This window comes from Allomuricauda sp. M10 (genome assembly GCF_020782875.1).
Classification (GTDB): domain Bacteria; phylum Bacteroidota; class Bacteroidia; order Flavobacteriales; family Flavobacteriaceae; genus Flagellimonas.
Genome location: NZ_JAJGBN010000004.1, coordinates 1 through 14,564, shown reverse-complemented (window position 1 = coordinate 14,564; position 14,564 = coordinate 1). Strand labels below are relative to the sequence as shown.

Here is a 14,564-nt window from a genome sequence, read left to right as displayed (position 1 = left end):
ACTGTACATTGATTATTGTTTATTGATCATTGCCCATTGTTTATTGCAAATTGTTCATTGTAATTTGTTCATTGTAAATTGTCTATCTATCGTGGAACCCAAGTCCCATCAAAATCTTGGGGACGCATTTCTCGATACGGTCTTCACGGGTCTTGGATTGCTTCGCACCGGAAAAATGGAGCAAGTATCCTTTTTGTCTACCTGGGGTCAGGTTTTCAAAGGCTTCCCTCAGTTCAGGGTCTGCATCCAATCGGTCTTGGAACTCTTCGGGCACTTCGTATTCCGAAATATCCTTGCGCTTCACCTTCAGCCCTGCTTTTTCCACTTCCATGGCCTCAAAGATGTATTGGCGCAAAATTTCCAATTTCTCCTTCACCTGTTCCACTTGGGTGAACTTTACCACCCTACCTGCTTGGGTATTCTCCCCGGGCTTTTCCAAAATTCCATAGGGATCCTGCAACAAGGCGCCCTTAAAAAAACTGACCCAGCAATATTCTTTAAAAGCGGCCAGCATCATAAAATTGCGTCCGTTGTAGGTATAACAGGGCACGCCCCATTTCCGTTCTTCGGTAACCCCGCATTCCAATAAAAGGGTTCGGAGCAATTTCATTTCGCCCTGCCAGTTATGCACCTTGCAATCCGGTGTCCCTACCAAGGGGCATCGACCGCAACCGATTTCAAAATATTCGTCTACTGCTGGGTTCATATTTTTGATTGTTCGATTTTAACTCGTCTTTTCAAAGAAAATGTAAATTCTTTGAAGATTCATCATTACTTCTCTAGCTTTTACTTTAATAACCTGAAATGATCCCTTAAATTTAAAGAGCTAATTCAAAACAATGAAAAATAAATTACTCTCCCTATTGCTGTTAGCGGGTACCCTTACCGTATCTGCCCAGGAAACCGTCCTTGGGTTCAGCAAAAAGGCCTCCGACGAAGAACTCAAACTAGAGGCCGCATTCGAAAAAGAACTTACTGCCTCCAATCTGGACGACTGGATGAAGCTCATGGCCGCCGAGCCGCACTGGGTCGGTACCGCCTATGGCGAACAGAACGTGAAATGGATGGAAAAACAGTTCAAATCCTGGGGTTACGATACTCGTATCGATACCTACCAAGTGCTTTTCCCCTACCCTAAAATCCGTGTATTGGAGCTTACTGCCCCAACAAAGTATTCCGCTTCCTTAAAGGCGATTCCCGTGGAGGGCGACCCGTATACAGAGCAAGGTGATAAATTGTTGCCCAGCTACAACGCCTTCTCCACCGATGGCGATGTGGAGGCCGACCTGGTTTTCGTGAACTATGGGATTCCCAGTGATTATGAAGAACTGGAAAAATTGGGCATCGATGTAAAAGGAAAGATCGTCATCGCAAAATACCAAGGTTCTTGGAGAGGTATTAAACCAAAACTGGCCGCGGAAAAAGGCGCCATTGGTTGTATCATCTACTCCGACCCTATGGATGATGGCTATTTCCAAGGCGATGTGTACCCCAAAGGTCCGTTCAAGAACAAAACGGGTGTACAGCGCGGTTCCGTGATGGACATGCCTCTTTATCCCGGCGACGTGTTGACCCCGGGTTATGCCGCCACCAAGGATGCCAAGCGATTGAAGCGTGAAGAGGCCCCTACCATCACCAAGATTCCGGTGTTGCCTATTTCGTATGAAGATGCGCAACCGTTGTTGGAAGCGTTGGAAGGTCCCGTGGCTCCCGAAAAATGGAGAGGTGGACTCCCCATTACCTATCATATTGGTCCTGGTCCCGCCAAGGTACATTTGAAACTGGAGTTTGACTGGCAGTTGAAACCTGCCCATAACCTCATCGCTACCATGAAAGGTTCCGAATTCCCTGATCAATGGGTGGTTCGTGGTAACCACCATGATGCTTGGGTACACGGTGCCAGCGATCCGTTGAGCGGTATGGTGGCCTTAATGGAAGAAGCCCGCGTAGTGGCCAAATTGGCCAAGCAGGGCAGCAAGCCCAAACGTACCTTGGTGTACTGTGCTTGGGATGCCGAGGAACCCGGATTGATCGGTTCCACGGAATGGGTGGAGGACCATATTGGCGAGTTAAAACAAAAGGCCGTGGCCTACATCAACACTGATGGCAACAGCCGTGGGTATTTGGGTGCCGGAGGTTCCCACTCCCTACAGGCTATGGTGACCCAGGTGGCCAATGTAGTGACCGACCCCCAGAAAGGCGTTTCGGTGGCAGAACGTAGAATGGCCGCCAACTCCATGCGAGGTGGCGACAGCTCGTTTAAACTATCTGCATTAGGTTCGGGTTCTGATTACACCCCCTTTATACAACATACGGGTATTGCCTCGTTGAACCTTGGCTTTGGTGGCGAAGGCTCCGGTGGGGAGTACCATACCATTTACGACACTTATACCCACTATACCCGTTTTAAGGACCCCGGTTTCCAATATGGGGTTGCCTTGGCCAATACCGCGGGTCGCATTGTGCTCCGTATGGCAAACGCCGAGGTCTTGCCGTTTGAGCTGACCCAATGGCACAGCACCGTGAGCGGTTATTTGGGCGAAGTGATGAAGACGTTGGAAGACATGCGTTCCGAGGTGGAAAAACACAACAAACTGGTAAAAAAGGATGCCTATCAATTGGTGATGGATCCCAAAAAACCGGTTGCCCCTGCCAAAATGGAGGCCGAAATCCCGTATTTGGACTTTTCGCCCCTGCAAAATGTGATGGCAGATTTAAAAACGAGTATCGATACCTTTTCCAAGGTAGACCTGACCCAATTGCCCGTCGCCAAAAAGGCACAGCTCAACAAGGCGATGATGGGTATGGAGCAGGTGTTGCTACAGGATAAGGGTCTGCCCCGAAGGGACTGGTTCAAGCACCAGATCTATGCCCCAGGATTTTACACGGGCTATGGGGTAAAAACACTTCCAGGCGTGCGCGAGGCCATTGAGCAGAAAGAGTGGAAAGAAGCACAGGAACAGATTGGGGTTTTGGCCACCACCCTGAAGAATTTTGATGCCGAAGTACAAAAATTGATCGGGATCGCAGAGTAAGAATTTCTCTGAAAATGCAAATGTAGAAGGAGGCCATTGTGCCTCCTTTTTTTTTCACTGTAACAATCCTTGGCTAATTTACTCTTTCAGTAAAATCACGCTCCATGTCACATCCCAAAATTTTGATTGCATTTGCTTTTATAGTATGCTCCTGCTTATCTCAAGCACAGCAAGTATCCAAAGAAGAATTGGACACTTTTTTGAATACCTTGACCCAACAAGACAAATTTATGGGCGCCATACATGTATCACGTAACGGACAAATGGAATACAATGCCCATCAAGGTTTTGCCAACTTGGAAACCAACAATCCTGCTACCGAAAATACCTTGTACCGAGTGGGTTCCATAACCAAGACCTTTACCGCCGTCCTTGTACTGAAAGCTGTGGAAGAAGGCAAACTCTCACTGTCCCAAACCTTGGATACATTTTTCCCATCTATCCCGAACGCGGATAAGATTTCCGTGACCCAAATGCTCAACCACCACAGCGGTATCCACAATTTTACCAATGACCCTGGTTTTATGGAATGGCATACCCGACCCATGACCGAACAGGAAATGGTACAGATCATAGCGGCGGGAGGAAGCGATTTTGCACCTGGTACCCAGGCAGCTTATAGCAATTCCAATTATGTGTTGCTTTCGTACCTTTTGCAACAGGTGTACCAACAGCCTTACTCCGTTATTTTACAGGAAAAAATATTGAACCCTTTGCATCTACAACACACCCAATTTGGGGACGCAACCCTTACCGAGACCAAAAAGACCCGCTCTTACACCTTCCAAATAGGTTGGCAGCCCGTGGCGGACACCCACTACTCCATTCCCATGGGGGCCGGGGGTATTTTGATGTCCGCCCCGGATTTGGTCCAGTTTGTAGAAGCCCTTTTTGAAGGGAAATTACTATCACAAACTTCTTTGGAAACCATGTTGACGCAAACGGATGGCTACGGTATGGGTATTTTTGAAGCGGAACTTTTTCATAAAAAGGCCTATACCCATGATGGCAAGATCGATGGTTATAATTCGGTGTATTATTATTTTCCTGAGGAAAAGACGGCCTATGTCCTACTCTCCAATGCCGAAAACTACGATTTGGGCCAAGTGAACCAAGCCGTATTGGCCTATACTTTTGGCGAGCCTTTTGATCTGCCCGCCTTACCTACCTATCCCGTAACCAAGGAAGACCTTGCCCCCTATCTTGGAGTGTACGGCAGTACGGAAAGCAGTTTGGTGATTACGGTGACAAGTGAGGACAACCACCTCTTGGCCCAACCCGAAGGGCAACAGATCTACCCCATGGATGCCGTGGCCAAAGATCGGTTTAAACATTATAAATCCGGGGTAACCTTAGAGTTTGACCCCAGCCAGGGCAGTATGACCATGAAGCAGGGCACTCAAAACATCCATTTTACAAAGCGGTGATTGTTTAGGGCATCTGCACCTTCTCTATAAAAATATCCGCAGTATCATTTACATTGCGGTATAACGTCTCTTTTTTCAATCCACTGGAAATGCTTATTACCTCTCCCCTAAAATTTTCAAACAGGATCTGTGGATAACCAAGGGTTTCCGCTTTGGTAATGCCCAATGTATTACGATTAAAAATAATGGCCTCTTTTTTATGTGGGCTGTCATCATCAATGTTCCAATTGTAATCGTTGTCCGTTCCGAAAATTTTGGTGCCATCAACACTTATACCGGTTGGAAAATTCGGTTTTTCAAAAGAGCTGAGATTCTGGAAAGTAGTGCTGGAATACAATCTGTTCTGTTCGGTATCCACCAATAAATCCATAGATGCATTGTACAACAATTGCTCCGTTTTATATTGGTTGTTGTTCCTGAATTGGATATTGACCGACTGGCTTCCGATAAAGTTTCCATTGGCATCCAGATCGAATACAAAACTGGTAGCTTCGTTGTAGTGCCCCAAAATAATCTGTCCATTCTTTAGAATGATGAACTCGTATCTTCCACCCCCTTGATGCTCCACAAAATGCGGAGTGGTGTCGATCAAGGCCATATTGGCATTGTCCCGCTGCAAGGTGAAAATGTCGTCTCCATCCGAAATCACCCAGATATCCCGAAGGGAATCATAATTGAAATCTTGTATACTGAAAACACCTTCGGGGTCCACCGCATATTTAAACTGCATGGTGGTGGCATCGTAAAAATGGAGCTCCACCCCTTGATGAACCACCAATTCTTTTCCATTGGGAGAAACAATCAATTTAATGGGAACATTCGTGTCCGATGGGGGACTAATATCGGCTACGGCTTCCGTTTGCTGAGTGTCGTAATTAACACGGAGCATCGTATAGGGTTGCAACCCTTCCCCACTCTCCTGCCCCCAGAAATAGACCACGGGTTCCGAGGGATCAATGGCATAAAATTTTATCAGCTTTAAGGATAGAATTTCCGGTCGTTTAAAGGGGACTTGCCAAAAAGTGGTCACATCAGTGCTATATTCAGAGTAGTTGCCGAACAGGGTGTGTACCCTAATATGGTAAAACGGATTTTCAAAGTAAGGCGGATTCTCGTCCACCCATTCAGTGGTCTCCCTGTCCGTGATGGTGGCCACCGGGATGTCCTGATACCCATAACCACTACCTCCTTCATGATTGCGGACAATAATCTCATAGTGCGAAAAATAAGGGGATTCCGAAGCGGCCCAACTCAACGAAATGGTGTTGCCCGCTACCGTGGGCTCATTTAAGTTCATGGGGTCTATGCGTAGGTAAAAAGGATCAAAGGTTTCTAAATAACTTTCTCCCAGTAACCCTTGGTCTGTATATATCCTTAAGAAATAGCACAGATTGTTGCTTATGGGCGGGGTCAGATCAAAATACTCTGTTTTGTCCACATCGGTAATGGTGGCCACCAGTTCCGCATTGGCCTTGGAACAGTTGTCGCCTTGGCTGCGGTAGATCTCATATTTTTCAAACGTGTGGAACCCATCATAGGGCTGCCACGTATAGCCGATCAATTTGTAATTGTAATCGGTATCATAGTACCTAAAGGATTGGGTATAAAAGTCGTTTTCGTTGGGTGTATAGCGTTTGGCAATGAGCACCACTACATCGAGGGCTCCGTCCTCGTCAATGTCCACACGGGCCTTGAACTGCAGTTCGTTGGCCGAAAGTTTGATGATCACCAAATCATCCGTACTGCCCGAAAGCGTGCGCAGGGTAACCACCCCTTTGCTCAGCTCCCATTGGAATTGGTTGCTGACGGTTTCACAACCTGAATTGGTGTATAGGTATTCCTGATAGGCCCCATTGTCCCGGTATACAAAAAAATCGCGGCCGCAGTCCGTATAATTAATGGGTATCGGCACCCGGGCACCCTCGTACTCGGCCTCAAAAATGGCCCAGTAGCCCAGTAGATCGGCACTACTGGCATTGGCAACGGCACCCTTATAAAAGTTGTCTGGATCGGCGGGGTCGTCATCCTTGGAACAACCCAAGGCAATCAACAACACAAAAATACACCACGCACGAAGGGAGAACTTGGGTAAGCCCATACTTTGAGATTGAACGGTTAGCGATTTAAAGAAACTACTTTTTGTGGGAAAAATGAAACATTGATCACATATTTTGGACCAACGGCATTTTTGCTTTTCTCAAAAGCATGGATTACCTTTCCCAGACCCAAAATTTACAAACACCTACCATGAACATACGGCTTACCAAAGAACAGAAGATCAAAGTGCTCAACTCTACGGACATATATGCGATCATGCAGCAGGTATTGCTGCGCGAGAACAAGATACGCCGCAACCAAGAGCATTTTTGGGTGGTGGGCCTTAACCACAACAACAAGATCTTGTTTGTGGAGCTCATTGGCCTGGGGGCCAGCAACCGGGTAAATGCCGACCCGCCCGACGTGTTTAGGATGGCGATCTACAAACTGGCCAGCAAGCTGATCTTGGTGCACAACCACCCCAGCGGCTCGCACGAGGTTACCGATGCCGACATTACCTTTACCGACCACATGCTAAAGGTGGGGAAACTGATCAAGGTGGAAGTATTGGACCATTTGGTGATCACCGAAACCCATTATACCAGTTTTGCCGACCAAGGGGTAATGGACCAACTGAAAAAAAGCGGTTTGTTTGAGATCATGGGGCCTGAAAAGCAGGAATTGGAAGCCTTTAAATTGGAAACGGAACGAAAACGAGCTGAAAAAGAAAAGGCCAAAACCATTGCGAAGAAAATGAAGGCCGATGGCTTAGATGATGAGACCATTAAAAAGTATACGGGGTTGAGTTTGAAGGTGATTGGGGGGATTAAACTCTAAAAATATTAATCCCTTAGTTGATTAAGCTCTAGAATAAATTGTAGTATTTTACTTATATTGTATGCACTAAACACTACCTTTCAATGCTTAATCAATCTTTTAATCAAGATACCTTTCAAGAAATCTTTGATAAAGAAAATAGAAAAGGAAAAAATGTCGAAAACATTTTTAAAACCGAGTTTCAACCTAGTTTAGATATATTAAAAACTATACAAGCCAAAAATGTTGAAATTAAAAAGGAAACTGATCGAGAAAAAAAGAAAATCCTATATGAGGAAAACAAAATATTAAAACGAGAAAGGGAACTTTTAATTAAAGAGACTCTACTTCTGGCATGTGATAATTTGCCAAAAAAAATTAATGATGTCAAATTAACTGCAGGACCAATAATAGGCAAGCAAACTTATATTCTAGAACACAAACTTGAAAATTATTTCATATCCAAAAAAGTTCAACAGAATATAGCTCTTACATACAAAGTCAAGCAGGCAAACAGATATGCGATATTAAGTCAACTCATTAAACTATTGGAAGACAATTTTCCAAAGGTAATCGTTAGAACCGATATTAATTCATTTTATGAGAATATCCCTCAAAAACCCTTGATGGGCAAAATTAATTCAGATCACCTTTTAAGTGTATTGACCAAAAGATTCATCAATAAAATAATACTGGAATATAATATTTTAACTGGTCAAACTACTTCATCCAATCCAATTGGAATTCCTCGAGGAGTAGGAATTAGTCCTTATTTATCTGAACTATACATGAGGATGATAGATAACGAAATCAAAACTATGCCAGATTTAGTTTATTATTCTCGATATGTAGATGACATTTTAGCAGTGTTTATTCCTAATAATACAATTCATATTGATCAAACCGAAATATTAAAGTATAAAAAAGAACTTTCAGCAGTTGTTAAAAAAGCAGGGTTGTCAATTAATGCGGCTAAAACACAAACTTTTAATCTAATTCGAGGAATCGATTTCATTAAAATTCGAAGGTTTGAGTTTCTGGATGATTCTATTAAAACCATAAAAGTTTTCAGCAATCCAAAAACGATTGAATATCTAGGTTATAAAATTGGCACAGAATTAAGAATAAAGAAATACTCCAGTACCACTACCAAAACCACATCCTTTTCAAAACTTAGCATCGATATTACTGATAAAAAGTTCATAGAATATAAGAAAAAAGTAAAAGCAGCTTTTGATGATTTTAAAAAGAAAAGATTAAATAATGAAAAAAATGCATTCAAGCTTTTGAGAACAAGAATTGAATTTTTAACATCAAATACTCGGCTACGTAACAATAAAGGAAATGTTATAATTGGTGTTTATTATTCCAATCCATTTTTAAATGATGATTACTCATTAAAACTTCTTGATAAATATTTAAAATGGCATATTGACCATGGAGGTTTAAAAAGCGGACAAAAATCTGACTTAATGAAACTTAAATTCACCGAAGGATATGAAAAGCGCCGATTTATATTATTTCCTTTAAAAAAAGAACTCTATAAAAACCATAATTTAAAAAAGGGTGATTTGGTCAATGTCAATAATAGAGGAATTCTAAGATATGGGTTAAGGGAAATCAATTCAATATGGAAAAAGTTTTGATATGAAAAAATCCAGAACAAATATTGATTACAATAAGGAAAGGGTTGTTTTATCTGATATTTTACCATATGAAGTACCTCCGTTTTTCTCCAATAGACACTTTTATAATTTTCTTTCTAAAAATAAGATTGAATTAATAGAGAGAAGTCGAGGCAAAGTTGAACTTAGATTCAAAAAAAACAGTTCCAGAATTTTAGATAAAGTTGTAAAAATGGTTTTTGGAATTGATTTTATCAAACCAATTCAGTTTAACGATGAACAAAACTATAGGTTCATAAGTTTAAAACTAGATGAATTGCAAAAAATCCCTTATAAATTTAGAGTTTCACACAAAAACAAAGAATATCGAGAATTAACAGTTATTCACCCCTTAAACCAATTGAGTTTGGTTTCCTTTTATGATGATTATAAAAATAGTATACTTTATTATTCAGAAAAGAGTAAATACTCCTTGCGTAAACCAAATAAAATATCATCCTTAAAATATTTTAAAGATTCTACTTACAAAAAAAATAAAATCAAAAACCCAGAAATTGAAATTATAGAAACTAGCGATAGGGAATACAAAAGTTTGAAAACATTTTTTTCATACAAATCTTATAGCAATATTTATAAATTTTATGAATCAAACGAGTACCATAAGGCAGAAAAAAGATTTAACTATCTTTTGAAATTTGATATTTCTAGATGCTTTGATAGTATTTATACACATTCACTTTCCTGGGCCCTGATAAATAAAAAAGCTGTTAAAGACAATTTAAACTCCAACGGTAACAGTTTTGGTGGTGTCTTTGACAAAATTATGCAGTTAATGAATTACAATGAAACTAACGGCATAGTTATCGGTCCTGAATTTTCTAGAATTTTTGCAGAATTAATTTTACAACAAGTTGATTATAATGTAGAAAAAGATTTAGAATATATCTTCAAATCAGATTACGACATCTATCGATATGTAGACGATTATTTTATTTTTTATAATGATGAAAAAGTAAAGAATAGAATAGTTCAATTATTTCAGCATTACTTAAAGGAATATAATTTGTTTTTTAATGATTCCAAAACAGAAGAATTTAAGAGACCAATCATTACAAACATAACAATTGCGAAGGAAGGTATTAGAGAATTAGTTGAGCAAACTGTTATTTTTAAAATGGAGGAAGAAAGCGCCCAAAACTATTTAGGAATAAAATACAATACAGCTCAGGATGTCATTACAAATTATAAGAAAATATTAGCCTCGACTAAAACCTCATATAAAGATCTTCAAAACTATTTTCTTGCAACCATTTTCAATAAAACAAAACAATTCATTCGTAAGTTTCAAGTTGAAGAAAAGTCTCTAATAAAAAATCTTTTGATAGAAAACAACATCAAAGAAAAACTTGAAAATCCAGAATTGGGAGGTCTTGAAAAATTAAAACTGACAGAGGAGTTAGCTAAGACTCGTGAACATATTAACTCATCTGAAAAACAAATAAATCGGTTTCAAAAAAAATTAATCACAAAATTTATTGAAATAATAAAGCTAACCTTTTTCGTTTATTCGGTTCTTCCTAGAGTAAGTTATTCAATTAAAGTATGCCATATTTTATTTCGAATCATAGATTTTATTAAAAATCAAGAAAAAACACGTACAGCACTTTTACAAAAACCAGAATATGCCTACATCCTACAAAAAGTAAAATTCAGTTTTAATTTTGATGAAAAGCATATTATTTATAAACACATTTATGATGGAATTAATATTGTTTTAAATAAAAAAAGAGCCACTGTCCATTCGGAGATTGAAACATTATATTTAATTGCCATATTGAACGAACTTGGAACAAACTATGAGTTATCTCAAAATACTATAATGGAACATTTTAAAGAAGAAATTGAAAATGAAATGTCCTATTTTTTAATTATATCTTTACTTCATCATATTAAAAGAAAAGAAAAATACAATGAGTTAAGAAAAATTCTTCTTGAAAAAATACGAGATAAGTTTAAAAAATATGAACGAAGGAAAACTGAACACACATTATTACTTATTGATATTTTAACTTGCCCTTACATTGGAAGCTCAGATAATGAAGTACATGAATTTAGAAAAGAAGTACTTGAATCAATTAGCTTTTTTAAAACCCAAGCCACAGAAATCGAAAAAGAAGAAATTATTAACGAGTTAGAAGGATTTCAAAATAATTGGTTTACTAAGTGGGAAGGTGTAGATTTAGGAAGGGAATTAAATACCAAAAGAGGACATAACGTTTATTAGGAATATGGTGCAATGTTAAACTTGATTGTTTAACTACTCTAAAGCCGCAATTTGCTAGTTGAGGAATTAGTACACACAAGCACCCTAAACTTTTTTATAAAGTTTTAAAGGCAGAAGTAGAGTCTCTGCCTTTTTTTGTTTACACACCTTAAATAATTCTTTAAAATATTAAAAACTTCTGCACCCTTTCCAACAACTCGGCGGTCATCGCTGGATCCAGCTCATAATCCTGTAGGCTGCCCACGGGGTTTTTAAAGCTCAGTTGGGTGGTGTTAGCATCCACCTGTTGCAGTACCAGTTTTAAGGGAATATCGTTAATCGCCAAAGGGTCGCCTGCCATGATCTGGGCAATGTATTTGGGCTCAAAAAAGAGCAATTGCCGCAAGGGCGGTATGCTGATCCCGTGTTGGGCCACAATGGCCTGGGTATCGATTTCGTGCAGCAGCAAAAAACCGTGGTCGGTGATCCGTTGTTTCAGGGTGCCGTACACCTGCCCAAAGGGCAGCGGTAGCAATTGGTGTTCCACATGGGCTTTCATAGGCAAGGGGTTTAGGCCATGGCGGCGCGGGCAAAGCCCACAGTTTCGCGGTAGGTAGTGGGCGAGATCTCGGCGTTGTTCTTAAAAAAGCGGCTAAAGTAGTGCTCGTCATCATACCCGAGGTCGTAGGCAATCTCCTTTACACTTTTGTTGGTGAGGTACAGCTCGCGCTTGGCCTCTATAATGATCCGCTCGCTGATCAGGTTGGTCATGGTCTTGTTAAAATGGTTCTTGGTGATCTTGGCCAGCGCTTTGGGGCTTATGTTCAGCAGGTCGGCATACTCCCCGGCGGAGTGCTTGGTGCGGTAGTGGGTCTCGATCAGGTTTTTCAGCTTTTGGAGGATAAAGGGCTCCTTTTCGTCGGATAGGCCCTCCAGCACTTCGGGCTGTTGCTTGGCCTTGGCGCGGGAGGTGGTGATCAAAAAGATCTTGAGGTAGGAGACCAACAGCTCGTACTGGGCCATTTCGGCTTTTTGCACTTCCAGGCGCATCTGTTGCAGCACTAGCTCCAGTTCGTTGCGGATATCGTCCGTTATACAGAGCATGGGCGGGTTGTAGATATTGTTGAAGAGCACCCCGTTGCAGGCCACCTGTTCGTGGTGCTTGTGGATGCAGAAAAAATCGGGATGGAAATGCAACACCTCCCCTTCCAATGGTTCGTCCTCGGTGATCGTGAAGGGTTGGTAGGGCGTCATGGCGAACAGGGTGTCGGGCGTAAAGGTATATTCCGAAAAATCCACCTGGGCGGTGCCCCTCCCCTTTTTGATCCAGATCAGGGAATAGTAGTTGTGGCGGTTGGTATCGCAAAACTGGCAGCTATCCTCAAAATGGGAAAGTTTAAAGGCCAGATTGCCCGTTTGTTCGTCAATAAGGGTGTTGGTGTTGTAGAGGTCCATATCAATGTTCAATTAGCAATTAGCAATGTTCAATCCTTTGTCATTTCGAGTGGTTTTTGGGCCTTGGGCCAAAAATTGTATCGAGAAATGGTTTTTACGAACCCAATCCCTTGTTCTCGATACTTTTTCCTTCTGAAAAAACTCGAACTGACGGTTTTTATACTACATGGTCACTTCTCGACTGCGCTCGAAGTTACAACTCCTGCTACTCCAATTGATCACGGACAATCCACTGCTACAATCGGCGTTCGTTGGCCGCAATGGGCAGGTCGTTGATGCTGGCATAACGCTTTTGCATAAGTCCGTGCTCGTTGAACTCCCAGTTCTCGTTCCCATACGCCCGAAACCATTGCCCTTGGGCATTTTGGTACTCGTATTCAAAACGTACCGCTATACGATGGTCGGTAAAGGCCCAAAGTTCCTTACGCAGTTTATAGTTTTTTTCCTTTTGCCATTTGTCGGTCAAAAAGGCAACCACGGCTTCCCTGCCGTTCACAAATTGGGAGCGGTTGCGCCATTCGGTGTCCACGGTGTAGGCTTTGCTCACCTTTTCGGGATCTTGGCTGTTCCAGGCATCTTCCGCCAATTGTACTTTCTCCCTGGCCGTTGCTTCGGTAAAAGGAGGTAACGGAAATTTTTTCTCTATGGCCATTGTCATTCTTTTTTAGGTTGAAAAAAGGGCAGGCCCCATGGCAGGACCCACCCCTACTAATTAAAACTACTTACTGTTTTTTACCTTGGGCCATTTGGCGTGCGCCGCATTTTTAAGCTCCGTGGTGCGTTGCGCCCAATCCTCATACGTATTGAAAGGCTCCCCGTTGAAGGGTCCATTGAAGAACAGGTACAATTTTCCGTCGATCACCGTATAGGTTTCCGGGTTGATGGGAAACTTGGCATCCTTGGCCCCTACACCCCAGGCGCAGTAGCCATCAAACTGTGGCAAATAGTTGCTGGGCGATTTGGTAAAGGCATCGCGATTGGCCTTGCTGGCAAAATGATACGTGACGCCATTGTGTTTGGCTACATAGCTTTTACTGCCTTTTTGGGCCGATCCGGAAAAATAGGACACTACATCATACCCGCCAATGGCAAGACCGTTATCGTCTATAGGGGCAATTTGTGCTTGGGCACTGATCGCTGCCAACAACGATACACCCAAAAGAATAATAAGATTAAATGTTTTCATTTGTTATGGATTTTATGATTAGAAAAAAATGAACACTAAACGGTTTCGGCTTCCACTACCGGAAAATCGATAGCGGTATTGGCCGTATTGTTGAAATAGTTGGTGAAAATGTTCAGGGCCACATGTGCCACGATCTCGCCCACGGCACCATCGGTATAGCCAGCGGCTTTTACGGTCTCCACATCATCTGCGGATACCCTCCCTTTTTTTGCCACCAAGGTCTTGGTGAACGTAAGGGCGGCAGCAATCTTTGGGTCTTTGTTACGACCTGCGCGGGCCATGTGCAAGGTGTCGGTATCGATGCTTACCAATTTCTCCCCGATGAAGGAATGGGCGGATAGACAGTAATTGCATGAGTTGGACTCGGCCACGGCCAAGGCGATCAATTCGCCCAAACGACCACCCAAGGTTCCTTTGCCCAAGGCATCGCTCAAGTTCAAATAGCCTTCCAATACGGCAGCAGAGTTGCCCATGGTACGCATCATGTTCGGCACCATGCCTAATTTGCTTTGGATACCGTCAAATAGTTCTTTGGATCTTCCGGTTGCTTCGTTGGGATCCAATGCTTGTAAACGTGTCATAGTTTTTTGTTTTTAAATGGATTGTCATTATTGACGTTACAAAGGTGCGGTGGCCATGGTTGGGATAAAATGGACAGATGTCACTTGTTCTTGGACATTTTTCCCTTTGGGGCCGAAATGGTTTCCGTCAACCTGAACT

The 14,564-nt window shown here is 42.0% G+C and carries 12 protein-coding genes; 5 read left to right on the top strand and 7 right to left on the bottom strand.

The annotated features are described in order from the left end of the window. Positions 1-82: 82 nt before the first annotated feature. Positions 83-706 carry a YdeI/OmpD-associated family protein gene (locus LKX84_RS11185; protein WP_228237254.1) on the bottom strand — a complete coding sequence of 208 codons (624 nt, stop codon included), beginning with the start codon at positions 704-706 and terminating at the stop codon, positions 83-85. Between the two features lie 133 nt (positions 707-839). On the opposite strand from LKX84_RS11185, the gene LKX84_RS11180 reads away from it, so the two are divergent. Then, positions 840-3,035: a transferrin receptor-like dimerization domain-containing protein gene (locus LKX84_RS11180; protein WP_228237253.1), complete on the top strand. Its 2,196-nt coding sequence runs from the start codon at positions 840-842 to the stop codon at positions 3,033-3,035. 104 nt (positions 3,036-3,139) lie between these two features. After that, positions 3,140-4,462: a serine hydrolase domain-containing protein gene (locus LKX84_RS11175; RefSeq protein WP_228237252.1), complete on the top strand. Its 1,323-nt coding sequence runs from the start codon at positions 3,140-3,142 to the stop codon at positions 4,460-4,462. 4 nt (positions 4,463-4,466) lie between these two features. On the opposite strand, the gene LKX84_RS11170 is transcribed toward LKX84_RS11175, so the two are convergent. Further along, complete coding sequence (locus LKX84_RS11170) at positions 4,467-6,560, bottom strand: lipocalin family protein (RefSeq protein WP_228237251.1); 2,094 nt, start codon at positions 6,558-6,560, stop codon at positions 4,467-4,469. A gap of 149 nt (positions 6,561-6,709) precedes the next feature. On the opposite strand from LKX84_RS11170, the gene LKX84_RS11165 reads away from it, so the two are divergent. The 3 genes from LKX84_RS11165 (at position 6,710) to drt3b (ending at position 11,224) form a co-directional block, all read left to right on the top strand. Further along, positions 6,710-7,336: a JAB domain-containing protein gene (locus LKX84_RS11165; protein ID WP_228237250.1), complete on the top strand. Its 627-nt coding sequence runs from the start codon at positions 6,710-6,712 to the stop codon at positions 7,334-7,336. Positions 7,337-7,419: 83 nt separating this feature from the next. Further along, entirely contained in the window at positions 7,420-8,961 is a 1,542-nt protein-coding gene (drt3a, locus tag LKX84_RS11160) for an antiviral reverse transcriptase Drt3a (protein WP_228237249.1), read from the top strand. A gap of 1 nt (position 8,962) precedes the next feature. Then, positions 8,963-11,224 carry an antiviral reverse transcriptase Drt3b gene (gene drt3b / locus LKX84_RS11155; protein ID WP_228237248.1) on the top strand — a complete coding sequence of 754 codons (2,262 nt, stop codon included), beginning with the start codon at positions 8,963-8,965 and terminating at the stop codon, positions 11,222-11,224. A gap of 160 nt (positions 11,225-11,384) precedes the next feature. On the opposite strand, the gene LKX84_RS11150 is transcribed toward drt3b, so the two are convergent. The 5 genes from LKX84_RS11150 to LKX84_RS11130 form a co-directional block, all read right to left on the bottom strand. Further along, the gene (locus LKX84_RS11150; RefSeq protein ID WP_228237247.1) at positions 11,385-11,762 is read right to left on the bottom strand and encodes a DUF302 domain-containing protein; all 378 of its coding nucleotides are present in this window, start codon (positions 11,760-11,762) and stop codon (positions 11,385-11,387) included. Between the two features lie 11 nt (positions 11,763-11,773). Then, on the bottom strand, positions 11,774-12,658 hold the full coding sequence (locus tag LKX84_RS11145; RefSeq protein ID WP_228237246.1) for a helix-turn-helix domain-containing protein: 885 nt from the start codon (positions 12,656-12,658) through the stop codon (positions 11,774-11,776). A gap of 235 nt (positions 12,659-12,893) precedes the next feature. Continuing rightward, positions 12,894-13,310, bottom strand: coding sequence for a nuclear transport factor 2 family protein (locus tag LKX84_RS11140; RefSeq protein ID WP_228237245.1), 417 nt, complete (start codon positions 13,308-13,310; stop codon positions 12,894-12,896). Between the two features lie 66 nt (positions 13,311-13,376). Next, positions 13,377-13,844 carry a YHS domain-containing (seleno)protein gene (locus tag LKX84_RS11135; protein WP_228237244.1) on the bottom strand — a complete coding sequence of 156 codons (468 nt, stop codon included), beginning with the start codon at positions 13,842-13,844 and terminating at the stop codon, positions 13,377-13,379. 35 nt (positions 13,845-13,879) lie between these two features. Further along, positions 13,880-14,425: a carboxymuconolactone decarboxylase family protein gene (locus tag LKX84_RS11130; RefSeq protein ID WP_228237243.1), complete on the bottom strand. Its 546-nt coding sequence runs from the start codon at positions 14,423-14,425 to the stop codon at positions 13,880-13,882. Positions 14,426-14,564 lie beyond the last annotated feature (139 nt).